This window comes from Pseudomonas sp. UBA7500 (assembly GCF_002478435.1).
Taxonomy (GTDB): Bacteria; Pseudomonadota; Gammaproteobacteria; order Pseudomonadales; family Pseudomonadaceae; genus Aquipseudomonas; species Aquipseudomonas palmensis.
On the sequence record NZ_DLNW01000047.1, the window covers coordinates 206,838 to 220,512 of the forward strand.

At 67.1% G+C, this 13,675-nt stretch carries 4 protein-coding genes; 3 read left to right on the top strand and 1 reads right to left on the bottom strand.

The window, feature by feature from the left end; translation table 11 throughout:
- Window positions 1-27: 27 nt before the first annotated feature.
- Window positions 28-3,066 (bottom strand): D-2-hydroxyglutarate dehydrogenase YdiJ, encoded by a 3,039-nt coding sequence (gene ydiJ / locus B4I46_RS20040; protein ID WP_286901502.1) that lies wholly within the window; start codon window positions 3,064-3,066, stop codon window positions 28-30.
- Window positions 3,067-3,225: 159 nt separating this feature from the next.
- Here ydiJ and B4I46_RS20045 point away from each other — a divergent pair, with 159 nt between their 5' ends.
- From B4I46_RS20045 to B4I46_RS20055, 3 genes are all read left to right on the top strand, one after another.
- Window positions 3,226-4,122, top strand: a complete 897-nt coding sequence (locus tag B4I46_RS20045) for a LysR substrate-binding domain-containing protein (RefSeq protein WP_286901503.1) — start codon at window positions 3,226-3,228, stop codon at window positions 4,120-4,122.
- Window positions 4,123-4,333: 211 nt separating this feature from the next.
- On the top strand, window positions 4,334-12,925 hold the full coding sequence (locus B4I46_RS20050; protein ID WP_286901504.1) for a glycoside hydrolase family 94 protein: 8,592 nt from the start codon (window positions 4,334-4,336) through the stop codon (window positions 12,923-12,925).
- 26 nt (window positions 12,926-12,951) lie between these two features.
- Entirely contained in the window at window positions 12,952-13,674 is a 723-nt protein-coding gene (locus tag B4I46_RS20055; protein ID WP_043862791.1) for a Crp/Fnr family transcriptional regulator, read from the top strand.
- The last annotated feature ends 1 nt before the right edge of the window (window position 13,675 follow it).

Below are 13,675 nucleotides of genomic sequence, written 5' to 3' on the forward strand. Positions count from 1 at the left end.
TTGGGTCAATGGAAGGCCAGGCCATCATCACACTTGCCGGGCTACCCGCGCCAGCAACACCTCAAGCGGGTGCTGCAACCCCTGCCCCTCCTGGCGCTTGACCTGGCTGCGGCACGAATAACCATCGGCCAGCAACCGGCCACCCTGCCCATGCCGGGCCACGATCGGTTGCCAGGACTGCTGGTAGATGATCGCGGAGGTGGCCACGTTGCGGGTCTCGTGACCATAGGTACCGGACATCCCGCAGCAACCGCTCGCAAGCACCTGAAGCTTGAGCCCCATGCGTTCGAACACCTTCTGCCACAGCGCGATCGCCGCCGGCTCGTTGGTCTTTTCGGTGCAGTGCGGCAGGAACTGGTAGACCTCTTCGTCGACCACCGCTGCCGATTCTGGCAGCACCGACACCAGCCACTCCTGTGGCAAAGCCACGGTCGGGGCACCGTCGTTGCCCAGGGTCTTGCGGTATTCCTGGCGATACACCAGGGTCATCGCCGGGTCCAGCCCCACCAGGGGTACGCCCGAGGCCTGCAACAGCAGCAGCGACTTGGCGTTGAACTGCGCAGCCTTGGCGAACGCCCCCAGAAAGCCCTGCACCTGCAACGGCTTGCCATTGGGTGCAAACGGTGCCAGGTACACCTGGTAGCCGAGGCGGCTGATCAGTTCCAGCCACTGGGCTGCCAGAGGCGTTTCGAAGAAACGGGTGAAGGCGTCCTGCACCAGGATCACGCTGCGCTTGCGCTGTTCGTCGGACAACGCGGCCAGCGCGCCCACACTTGCCTGCTTTACGTTCCAGCGCTTGCACTCGGCTTCGAAGTCATGGGTGCTCAACAGCGGGCTGTCGACCATGCCAGCCATGTGCTGCAGCGCGTAGCGCACCGGTGTGGCGGCCATGATCGCGTTGTACAGTCGCGGCAAGCGCGCCAGGTGCGGGATGCTGAACTCCAGCGAGCCGATCAGGTAGTCCTTCATCGGGCGCAGGTAACGACTGTGGTACAGCTCCAGAAAGCGCGAGCGAAATTCCGGTACGTTGACCTTGATCGGGCATTGCCCTGCGCACGACTTGCACGCCAGGCAACCGGACATCGCCTCGTACACCTCATGTGAGAAGTCCTTGCGCCCAACAAGGCGCGCCAGGGAGTTCCAGGTGCGCTGCGCTACACCGGTTACCCTGCCCGCTCCCGCCAGGTTCAGCACGTCCACCCCCGCCTCGCCCTGGCGGCGCAGCCATTCGCGAATCAGCGAGGCACGGCCCTTGGGCGAGTGGATGCGGTTGCGCGTGGCCTTCCACGACGGGCACATGGCGTCGTTGGGGTCGAAGTTGTAGCACGCGCCGTTGCCGTTGCAGTGCACGGCGCTTTCATAGTGTTGCCACACGCGCTCGTCGATGGTGCGGTCCAGGTCGCCGCGCAGGGTAACCGCGTCCACCTCGGTCAGGCGCGCCGCCGGCACGCTCGACGGGGTGGCGATCTTGCCGGGGTTGAGCTGGTTGAACGGGTCGAACGCGGCCTTGAGGTCCTGCAGCGCCGGGTACAGCTCACCAAAGAAGTCCGGCACGTACTGCGAGCGCAGGCCCTTGCCGTGCTCGCCCCACAGCAGGCCCCCGTACTTGTGGGTAAGCGCCGCGACCGCGTCGGAAATCGGCCGGATCAGCTGGGCCTGGGCCGGGTCCTTCATGTCCAGGATCGGCCGCACGTGCAGCACGCCGGCATCCACATGGCCGAACATGCCGTACTGCAGGCCGTGGCTGTCGAGCAAGGCGCGAAACTCGAAGATGTAGTCGGCAAGATTCTCCGGCGGCACGGCGGTGTCTTCCACAAAGGGCTGCGGGCGTGCCTCGCCCTGCACGTTGCCCAGCAGACCGACCGAGCGTTTGCGCATGGTGTACACCTGGTTCACCGCCTGGGCACCCACCGCCAGGGTATGGCCCAGGCGCACCACCGAGGTGTCGCGCTGCAGGTGCTGGATGAAGGCGTCGACGGTCTGTTCAAGGGCATCCAGGTCGTCGCCGCTGAACTCGATCAGGTTGATGCCCAGGGTCTGGGTGTCGGGGTGCGGCGGGAAGTACTGGGCCACGCCGTGCCACACGATGTCCTTCATCGCCAGCATCAATACCTTGGAGTCCACCGTCTCGATCGACAGCGGGCTGTGCGCCATCAGCGCCTTGGCGTCGCGCAGTGCATCCATGAACGCGGCGTACTGCACGTTGACCAGGATCGAGTGCTTGGGGATGGGCAGCACATTGAGCCTGGCTTCGACGATGAAGCCCAGCGAGCCTTCCGAACCGCACAGCACGCTGTTGAGGTTGAAGGTGTCCGGGGTTTCGCGCAGGTGTGCCAGGTCGTAGCCGGTCAGGCAGCGGTTGAGCTTGGGAAAGATCGCCTCGATCAGCGCCGCCTTGTCGTCGGCAATGGCCTGGGCGCAACGATAGACTTCGCCGACCTTGTCGGTACGGGCGGTAAGGGCTTGCAACTGGGGGTTGTCGATCGGTGCGGTGTCCAGGCGAGCGCCGCCCAGCAGCACGGTGCTCAGTTCGAGCACGTGGTCGCGGGTCTTGCCATAGGTGCAACTGCCCTGCCCGCTGGCATCGGTGTTGATCATGCCGCCCACGGTGGCACGGTTGGAGGTGGACAGTTCCGGCGCGAAGAACAGGCCGTGGGGCTTGAGCGCGGCGTTCAGCTGGTCCTTGACCACCCCGCTCTGCACCCGCACCCAGCGCTGCTCGACGTTGATCTCGAGGATGTTGTTCATGTGCCGCGACAGGTCGACGATGATCCCGTCGGTCAACGACTGGCCATTGGTACCGGTACCGCCGCCACGCGGCGTGAGCACCACCGAGCGATGCTGCGGCTGGGCGACCAGGCGTGCCAGCAACTCGACATCCTGCGCGTCACGGGGGAACACGGCCGCCTGGGGCAGGCGCTGGTAGATGGAGTTGTCGGTGGCCAGCACGGTACGCAGGCCCATGTCGCGCGCGACCTCGCCCCTGAAGCCCTCGCTCTGCAGTGCATCGAGAAAACGCTGGTAATGGCTGGCGGGGACACGGTCGGGGGCAAGCAGAGCAATCATGACAAGGGATCCTGAGGCGATATATGACGCAGCGTCACATTCAAAACACGTATGCTTGGCAGCCAGGCAAGGTCTGCCGCATGCTTTATGGGGCTATGTTCCCGTGTGCGGAGCGGGCCTACAACTGAATTTCGTGTGACTTTTGCATGAGCTTTATGAATGAATCCAAGACGACTCACCCCTTCCATGTCGGTGCTTATCGCGTTTGAGGCCTCGGCGCGCCATTGCAGCTTCACCAAGGCGGCCGAAGAACTGGCGCTGACCCAGAGTGCGGTCAGTCGCCAGGTGCAGGCGCTGGAGGCGCAACTGGAGGTGGCGTTGTTCAGCCGCGTGGGCCGGCATATCGAGCTCACCGCCGCCGGCGCCCTGTATCACCACGAGCTGGCCGCGGCCCTGGCCCGCATTCGCAACGCGACGCTGCAGACCATCGCCCACAAGGCCGGCGACGGGCCGCTGCACCTGGCGGTGCTGCCCACGTTCGGCTCCAAGTGGCTGCTGCCGCGCATGAATGACTTCTACCGCCGCCACCCCGGCGTGCTGGTGCACATGCATTCGCGCATTGCCCCGGCCGAGCAGGACAAGGATCAGATGCACGCCTTCATCAGTGTCGGCACCGGGCATTGGCCCGGTCATGTGGCGCATCGGCTGCTGTCCGAGACGCTGGTGGTGGTGGCCAGCCCTGGCGCCCTGCCCGGCTACGCCAGCCTGACGCCGGCGGACATCTCGCAGCAGGCTCTGCTAAGCGTGGTGTCACGCCCCCATGCCTGGGCCGACTGGTTCGAACAGAACGGCCTGCAGCACCGGGCCATGCGCATGGGGCCGGGCTTCGAGCTGACTGCCCACCTGATCCAGGCGGCGGTGGCCGGTATCGGCATCGGGCTGGTGCCACGCATCCTGGTGCAGGACGAGATCGCCAGCGGTGAGCTGGTGGCCTTGTTCGAGCCGGTGGACAGCGGGCGTGGCTACTACCTCACCTACGCCACGCGCTATCAGCAGTTGCCAGCGCTGCAGGCGTTCACCCAGTGGCTGCTGTCGGTCGAGTTTCCCGACAGCTGAGCGACGTTACCGGCGCCCTGTAGGAGCCGGCCTTGCCGGCGAAGGCACCGACGCCGTTGCCGCAAGGTGCGCGCTGCCCTCTTCGCTGGCAGGCCAGCGCCTACCGGTTGCCGGGCACAAAGCCCACTGTGTTCGCTAGCGAACAGACGCCTGCGCCATGCGTCGCCACACTGGGGGCCAGACCCCGCGACGCGAGCACCTACAGGCCTTTATGGATAATTACTGGAGCCGTGCACGCGCCAGCCTGCGCAACGCAGGCCTTTGGCGCACCACACCCCGCAAGTTCGAATACGAAGCCATCCTGCGCTCCGAACTGTTCAGCGCCGAGCAGATGGCCGCCCACGGCACCTTTCTGGCCCAGCACCACGCCCTCAGCCCCCGCAGCGGCAAGGACACCCTGCTGGCACGGCTGGCCGACAACGAACGGACCCTGGCCAGCAGCTGCGCGGTGCTGATCGCCGAACAGCCCACCGCGCGACGGGTCACGCCGGCGGCCGAATGGCTGCTGGACAACTACTACCTGGTCGAAGAACACATCCGCATCGCCAAGACCCACCTGCCCAAAGGCTACAGCCGGGAGCTGCCACGCCTGGCCAACGGCGTGTCCAGCGGGCTGCCGCGGGTGTATGACATCGCCCTGGAAACCATCGCCCATGGCGATGGGCGCGTCGACGTGGACAGCCTGAGCCACTTCGTCGAGGCCTACCAGAGCGTCACCTCCCTGGCGCTGGGCGAGCTGTGGGCCATTCCGATCATGCTGCGCCTGGCGCTGATCGAAAACCTGCGCCGGGTCGCCTCGCGGGTCATGGCCAGCTGGGCCGACCGCAACCTGGCCAACGACTGGGCCGACCGCCTGCGCGAGACCGCCGGGCGCGATGCCAAGAGCGTGGTGCTGGTGCTGGCCGACATGGCGCGCTCGCAGCCGCCGATGACCGCCGCCTTCGTCGCCGAGCTCGCACGCCGCCTGCAAGGCCAGAGCGCCGCGCTGATCCAGCCGCTGACCTGGGTGGAGCAGATGCTCGCCGAATCCGGCCTGAGCATCGAGCGTCAGGTGCAGCTCGATGCCCAGCAGCAGGCAGCCGACCAGGTCTCGGTCAGCAACAGCATTGCCAGCCTGCGCCTGCTCGCCACCAGCGACTGGCGCGAATTCGTCGAGCACATGAGCCACGTCGAACGGGTGCTGCGCAGCGATCCTGCCGGCATCTACCCAGCCATGGACTTCGCCAGCCGCGATCATTACCGGCATGTCATCGAACGCCTGTCCCGGCACAGCGCACAGTCGCAGGCGGCAATCGCCCGCGCCGCCGTCGAACTGGCCGCCGGTGCGCCCAGCCCGCTGCCACACGCCAGCGCCACCACCCATGTGGGGTTCTACCTGGTCGGCGCCGGGCGAGCGCAGCTCGAGCGCCGCGTGCACGCCGGCGTGGCGCTGGGCGAGCGTTGGCGGCGCCTGCTGCATCGCGCGCCACTCACGTTCTTCCTCGGCCCGGTGGCGCTGCTCACGCTGGGCCTGAGCGCACCGCTGCTGTACACCACGCTGCGCGATGGCTGGCCACTGGCAGTGCTGCTTGCGCTGGCCCTGCCCACGCTGGTGATGACCAGCCGCCTGGCCATCGACCTGGTCAACTGGCTGGTGACCCTGAGCGTGACGCCCCGCCTGCTGCCGCGCCTGGATTTCAGCGAGGGCCTGCCCGCTGAGGCGCGTACTTTGGTGGTGGTGCCCACGCTGATGGCCAATGCCGCCGATATCGAGGAGTTGGCAGAGGGGCTGGAAGTGCGCTTTCTGGCCAATCGTGACGATTACCTGCACTTTGCCCTGCTGACCGATTTTCTCGATGCGCCCAGCGAAACCCTGCCTGAAGACGCCGCGCTGATGGCCCTGGCCGCCAGCCTGATCGAGGGCCTGAACCACAAGTACCCGAACGATGCGCGCTTCGTGCTGCTGCACCGTCCGCGGCGCTGGAACCCCGCCGAGCAGGTGTGGATGGGCGTGGAACGCAAGCGTGGCAAGCTGGCCGATCTCAATGCACTGCTGCGCGGGCACGGTCAGGGGCGCTTCATGTTGCAGGTGGGGGATGTCCAGGTGCTGGAGGCGGTACGTTACGTCATCACCCTGGACACCGACACCCAGCTGCCGCGCAATGCGGCCCGCCAGTTCGTCGGGGCCATGCAGCACCCGCTCAACCGCGCCCAGGCCGGCAGCGGTTACGCCATCCTGCAACCGCGGGTCGGCATCAGCCTGCCCAGCGCGGCGCGCTCGCTGTATGCGCGACTGTTCGGCAGCGACGCCGGCGTCGACCCGTACACCCGCGCAGTGTCGGACGTGTACCAGGACCTGTTCGAACAAGGCTCGTTCATCGGCAAGGGTATCTACGACGTGGATGCGTTCGAGCAGGCGCTGCAAGGCTGCCTGCCGGACAACCGCATCCTCAGCCATGACCTGATCGAGGGCTGCTACGCCCGCAGCGGGTTGCTCAGCGATGTTCAGGTGTTCGAAGAGTACCCGGCCCGCTACAGCGCCGACGTCAAGCGCCGCCACCGCTGGATTCGCGGGGACTGGCAACTGCTGCCGTGGGTGCTGCCCTGGGCGCCCACCGCTGGCGGCACCTATGCGCGCAACCGGCTGGATGCCCTGGCCCGCTGGAAGCTGTTCGACAACCTGCGCCGCAGCCTGGAGCCCGGTGCATTGCTGTGCCTGTTGCTGTGGGGCTGGCTGGCCTCGGGCCGGCCCGGGCTGTGGACCCTTGCCGCGCTGTTGCTGGTATTGACCCACGCGGTGCTCGGCACCCTGCTGGAGATGCTGCGCAAGCCTGTCGACGTACCCCTAGCGCAGCACCTGTGGGCGGCGCTGCGCGGCTGCGCCCTGCATTTCGCGCGCGCCGGCCTGCACCTGGCCTGGCTGCCGTATGAGGCCTACTACAGCCTTGACGCTATCGTGCGTACGCTGTGGCGCATGCTGGTCAGCAAGCAGCGCCTGTTGCAATGGAGCCCGTCACGGGAAGTCGAACGCACCAGTGTCAATCGTCTGGGGGCTCTGTACCGCAGCATGTGCAGCGCCCCGATACTGGCCCTGGTCGTGGGCCTGTGCCTGCTGCCAAGCCCCATGACCCTGGCCCTGGCGGCGCCCTTGCTGCTGGCGTGGCTGGCCAGCCCGGCACTGGCCTGGTGGATCAGCCGCCCCTCCCCGCGCGCGCACTTCGACCCCACTGCCGAAGACCTGCGCTTTCTGCGCAACCTTGCGCGCCAGACCTGGGCGTTTTTCGAGCAATACGTCGGCCCCGACGACCACTGGCTGCCCCCCGACAACGTGCAGGAACTGCCGGTTGCCCGCATTGCCCACCGCACCTCGCCCACCAACATGGGCATGGCCTTGCTGGCCCACCTGGCCGCCCACGATTTCGGCTACCTGGGCGGCGGGCGGCTGCTCGAACGCCTGCAGTCCATGCTCGACAGCATGGACGGGCTGGAGCGTTACCAGCGCCACTTCTACAACTGGTACGACACCCTCACCCTGAAACCCCTGCCACCGCTGTACGTCTCCACGGTGGATAGCGGCAATCTCGCCGGTCTGCTGCTGACCTTGAAGCCCGGCCTGCTGGGCCTGGCCGACACACCGCTGGATGACCCGCGCCAGGCCCAGGGGTTGCTCGATACCCTGGAAGTCTTCGGCCAGGCCTTGACCAATGCCGGCCTGCCCGCCACCGAGGTACAGGCGTTATGCCGGCGTCTGCAGGCACCTCAGCCACACGATCTGGCGCAGCTGCTGCAGGACGCACTCGATCTGCCGGCGCCCGCCGACGATGCGGATGCGCGCTTCTGGTTCGACAGCCTGCAACGTCAGTGCACCGAGCAGCGCGACGAACTGCTGCGTTTTGCCCTGCCTGCCACCAACGAACCGGGCACGCGGCCGCCGACCGGTTGCTGGCGCGACCTGGCGCGGCTGGACGCCGAGCAGTGGTGCGCTGCCGATCGCCCGCAGGTGCTGCAGGTACAGGCCCTGGCCCGCCAGCGCATGCAGCAGGCGGCGCAGCTTGCCCAGCGCGTCGAGGCCATGGCCGACATGGACTTCGGCTTTCTCTACGATGCCCGCCGCGAGTTGTTCGTAATCGGCTACAACGTCGATGAGCGACGCCTGGACAGCGCCTTCTACGACCTGCTGGCGTCCGAAGTTCGCCTGACCAGTTTCGTGGTCGTCGCCCAGGGCCAGGTGCCTCAGGAAAGCTGGTTTGCCCTGGGGCGCCTGCTGACCAGCAATGCCGGGGTGCCGGTGCTGCTGTCGTGGTCCGGCTCGATGTTCGAGTACCTGATGCCGATGCTGGTGATGCCCAGCTACGAAGGCACACTGCTCGACCAGACATGCCACGCGGCCGTCACCCGCCAGATCGAGCATGCCAGCCAGCTGGGCACGCCCTGGGGCGTTTCGGAGTCCGGCTACAACACCGTCGATGCGCACTTGAACTACCAGTACCGCGCCTTCGGCGTGCCGGGGCTGGGCCTCAAGCGTGGCCTGGGCGAGGACAACGTGGTCGCGCCCTACGCCAGTGCCCTGGCACTGATGGTCGCGCCCGCGGCCGCCTGCCACAACCTGCGGCGCCTGGCCAGGCAGGGGGTGGCCGGGCGGTTCGGGCTGTACGAGGCGGTCGACTACACCCCGGCACGCCTGCCCCCTGGCACCGATGCCGCCGTGGTGCGCTCCTTCATGGCACACCACCAGGGCATGAGCCTGCTGGCCCTGACCTCGCTGCTGCTGGGTCAGCCCATGCAGCGGCGCTTTGCCGCCGAGCCGGCCTTCCAGGCCTGTGCCCTGCTGCTGCAGGAGCGCGTGCCCAAACGCGCCACGCAATACCTGCATGCAGCCCAGGCGCCTACCGTCGACGATGCCAGCCAGGGCAATGAAACCAAGCTGCGCGTGTTCACCGACCCGGACCGTCGTCGGCCGGCCGTGCAACTGCTGTCCAACGGGCGCTACCACGTCATGGTCAGCAATGCCGGTGGCGGCTACAGCCGCTGCAACGACATGGCGGTAACGCGCTGGCGCGAAGACATCGCCAGCGACAGCCTTGGCACCTTCTGTTACCTGCGCGACGTGGCCAGCGGGCATTTCTGGTCCACGACCTACCAGCCCACCCAGCATCGCGCGCACAGCCAGGAAACCGTGTTCACCGATGCCCGCGCCGAGTTTCGCGTGCGCGAGTTCAACTTCGACTGCCACACCGAGATCGTGGTGTCCCCCGAGGACGATATCGAGCTGCGTCGCCTGCACCTGACCAACCGCGCCCGTACCCGGCGCACCCTGGAGCTGACCAGCTACGCCGAAGTGGTGCTGGCCTCGGCCATCAGCGATGCGCTGCACCCGGCGTTCAGCAAGCTGTTCGTGCAAACCGAGCTGGTGCGACCGCTGCAGGCGATCCTGTGCAGCCGGCGTCCGCGTGCCAGTGACGAAGCCGTGCCGTGGATGTGCCACCTGCTGGCAGCCCACGGGGCGGACATCGAGCAGATCTCCTACGAAACCGACCGTGCCCGCTTCATCGGCCGCGGCCGCACCCTGCAGGCGCCGGCCGCGCTGACGGACACCTGCGAGCAGCTGTCCGGCACTGCCGGTGCGGTGCTCGACCCGGTCGTGGCCATCCGCTGCCGTATCAGCCTGGAGCCTGGCCAGAGCGCCACCATCGACCTGGTCACCGGGGTGGCCGACAGCCGCGAGGCCTGCCTGCACCTGATCGACAAATACCGCGACCGGCATCTGGCCGACCGGGTGTTCGACCTGGCCTGGACCCACAGCCAGGTGCTGTTGCGCCAGCTCAACACCTCGATGGCCGATGCCAGGCTGTTCGAGCAGATGGCGGCCTCGGTGCTGTATGCCAACCCTGCATTGCGCGCCGAAAGCGCCGTGCTGGCCAGTAACCGGCGTAGCCAGTCGGGGCTGTGGGGCCAGGCGATCTCCGGCGACCTGCCCATCGTGCTGGTGCAGATCGCCGACCCGGCCAACATCGAGCTGGTGCAGCAGATGGTCCAGGCCCATGCCTACTGGCGCCAGAAAGGCCTGGTGGTGGACCTGGTGATCTGGAACGAAGACCAGGCCGGCTACCGCCAGCAACTGCAGGACCTGATCATGGGCCTGGTGACCTCCGGGGTCGAAGCGGCCCTGCTGGACCGCCCCGGCGGCATCTTCGTGCGTCCTGCGCAGCAGCTGTCCAGCGAAGACCGCACGCTGATGCGCTCGGTGGCACGCCTGATACTCAACGACAGCCATGGCAGCCTGGCCGAGCAGGTCCACCGGCGGCGCATCGAGCCGGCCCTGGCGCCGTTCACCCCCAGCCTGCTGCAAGGGCCGCAGAGTGCCGGCTACACGCTGCAGCCGCTGGCCATGGCGCCCACGCTGGGCAACGCCTACGGCGGCTTCAGCGCCGACGGCAGTGAATACATCATCAATCATCGCCCAGGCCAGCCGACCCCGGCGCCCTGGGTCAACGTGCTGGCCAACCCCGGGTTCGGCAGCATCGTCTCGGAAACCGGCGGTGCCTACAGCTGGTACGAAAACGCCCACGAGTACCGTTTGAGCCCCTGGCACAATGACCCGGTCAGCGACCCTGGCGGCGAAGTGCTGTACCTGCGCGACGAAGATTCCGGGCAGGTCTGGTCGCCGACCCCGGCGCCCTGCCCGGGCAGCGGCGCCTACCGAACCCGCCACGGCTTTGGCTACAGTGTGTTCGAGCATGTGCAGGACGCCATACATAGTGAGCTCTGGGTGTTCGTGGCGCTGGATGCGCCGGTCAAATTCTCGCGCCTGGTGCTGCGCAACACCGGCGATCGTGCGCGACGCCTGTCAGCGACCTGCTACGTGGAATGGGTGCTGGGGGACTTGCGCAGCAAGTCGGCCATGCACGTCGTCACCGAAGCCGACCCGTTCAGTGGCGCGCTGTTTGCGCGCAACGCCTACTCCATCGAATTCTCGGGTCGCGTGGGGTTTCTGGACTGCGACTGGCCCCAGGCCGGCCTCAGTGGCGACCGGGTCGAGTTTCTGGGGCGCAACGGTACCCTGGCCGACCCGGCAGCCCTGCGCCGGGCGCGCCTTTCGGGGCGCCTCGGCGGCGGCATGGACCCCTGTGGTGCGCTGCAGGTAAGCGTCGAGCTGGCCCCTGGTGAAAGCCGCGAAGTGGTGTTCCGCCTGGGCGCCGAGCAGGACGCCAAGGCCGCCACCCGGCGGGTGCAGCAGTACCGCGGCGTACGCGCCGCCAACGTCGAACTGGCGCGGGTCACGCAGCACTGGCGCACCACCCTGGGCAGCCTGCGCATCCACACCCCGGAGCCTGCGCTGGACGTGCTGGTCAACGGCTGGCTGATGTACCAGGTGATTGCCTGTCGCTTCCATGCCCGCAGCGGCTATTACCAGTCCGGCGGTGCATTTGGCTTCAGGGACCAGTTGCAGGACAGCATGGCCATGGTGCACGCCGACCCTGCCAGCAGCCGCGCCCACCTGCTGCTGTGTGCCCGCCACCAGTACGTGCAGGGCGACGTGCAGCACTGGTGGCACCCGCCGATGGATCGCGGCGTGCGAACCCGTTGCAGCGACGACATGCTCTGGCTGGCCCTGGCCACCAGCCGCTATGTGCAGATCACTGGCGACACTGCGGTGCTGAACGAGCCCGTCGGCTATCTGGACGGTCGCGCACTCAACAACGGCGAGGAGTCCTACTACGACCTGCCCGGTCATTCGCCCCTGCAAGAGCCCCTCTACCAGCATTGCCAGCGCGCGCTGGAGCACGGCCTTTGCGTCGGGGCCCACGGCTTGCCGTTGATGGGCAGCGGCGACTGGAACGACGGCATGAACAAGGTGGGCGAGCACGGCATAGGCGAAAGCGTATGGCTGGGCTTTTTCGCCCACGAGGTGCTGCGTCGGTTCGCCGAAACGGCGCAGTTGCATGGCGATGCCCGCTTTGCCCAGCGCTGCGGCGAGCAGGCGCGGCGGCTGCGCAGCAACCTGCAGGCCCATGCCTGGGACGGCGCCTGGTACCGGCGTGCGTATTTCGACAATGGCCAGCCCCTGGGGTCGGCCAGCAACCAGGAGTGCCGCATCGACTCTATCGCCCAGAGCTGGTCGGTGCTGTCGGGCGCCGCGCCCCTGGATCAATGCCGCAGTGCCATGGCATCGCTGGACCGCCACCTGGTGCGGCGTGATATCGGCATCGTGCTGCTGCTGGACCCGCCGTTCGACAAGGGCACGCTCGACCCCGGCTACATCAAGGGCTATGTACCGGGGGTTCGTGAAAACGGGGGCCAGTACACCCACGCCGCCGTGTGGGCGAGCATGGCGTTCGCCCGCCTGGGCGACGGCGCCCGCGCCTGGGAACTGATGCGCATGATCAGCCCCCAGAGCCAGGGCCATGCCACCCGCATCGACACCTACAAGGTGGAGCCCTACGTGATGGCGGCGGATGTCTACGGTGTGGCGCCCCATGCCGGGCGCGGCGGCTGGAGCTGGTACACCGGTGCGGCCGGATGGATGTACCGGCTGATCGTCGAATCGCTGCTGGGGGTGGAGCGCCAGGGCAACACCCTGCTGCTGCAACCGCTGCTGCCGCCAGAATGGTCGGGCTTCAGCCTGCAGTACCGGTATGGCGCCAGTGTTTATCACATCGATGTGCACCACGGCACACAGGCCGTACAGGTGCTGAGCCTGGATGGCGGGGTGATCGACGGCACAAGCCTGTCGCTGGTCGATGATGGCGCCGAGCATCAGGTCACCTTGCTGTGCGCTGCATCGGCAACCGCGACGTTACCCTTGCTAAAGGGAGTACCCTAGGGCCTTACCCTATGGATGCCGGCCCCATGTCCCATGATCCAGCCAGCGGGCAGAACCATCTGCTCGCCGCCCTGCCCGACCCGGTACGCGAGCGGCTGCTGCCGCACCTTGAGCAGGTTGCCTTGCCGCTGGGCAAGGTGATCTACGAGCCAGGCGACAGGCTGACGCATGTGTACTTTCCCACCGATGCCATCGTTTCGCTGCTGTACGTCATGGAAAACGGCGCCTCGGCGGAGATCTGCGTGGTGGGCAATGAGGGGCTGGTGGGCATTGCGGTGTTCATGGGCGGCGAAAGCACCTCCAACCGTGCCGTGGTGCAAAGTGCCGGGCTTGCCTGGCGCTTGCCGGGCCAGCGGCTCAAGGACGAGTTCGACCGCCATGGCGAGCTGTTGCTGCTGATGTTGCGCTACACCCAGTCGCTGATCACCCAGATGGCACAGACCGCCGTGTGCAATCGCCACCACTCGATCGATCAGCAGTTGTGCCGCTGGCTGCTGCTGTCGCTGGACCGCCTGACCGGTAACGAGCTGAACATGACCCAGGAGCTGATCGCCAACATGCTGGGCGTGCGCCGCGAAGGCGTCACCGATGCGGCCGGCAAGTTGCAGCGCCTGGGGGTGATCGAGTACAGCCGCGGGCACATCAAGGTGCTCGATCGGCCGCAGCTGGAACGACTGAGTTGTGAATGCTATGCGGTGGTGCGCAGTGAAACCCAACGCCTGTTGCCCTATTTGCCGTTACGTACCTAGT

Bases quoted from the DNA above. Each gene is read 5' to 3' on its own strand.
- ydiJ (WP_286901502.1), bottom strand. From the start codon at position 3,066: ATGATTGCTCTGCTTGCCCCCGACCGTGTCCCCGCCAGCCATTACCAG.
- B4I46_RS20045 (WP_286901503.1), top strand. From the start codon at position 3,226: ATGAATCCAAGACGACTCACCCCTTCCATGTCGGTGCTTATCGCGTTT.
- B4I46_RS20050 (WP_286901504.1), top strand. From the start codon at position 4,334: ATGGATAATTACTGGAGCCGTGCACGCGCCAGCCTGCGCAACGCAGGC.
- B4I46_RS20055 (WP_043862791.1), top strand. From the start codon at position 12,952: ATGTCCCATGATCCAGCCAGCGGGCAGAACCATCTGCTCGCCGCCCTG.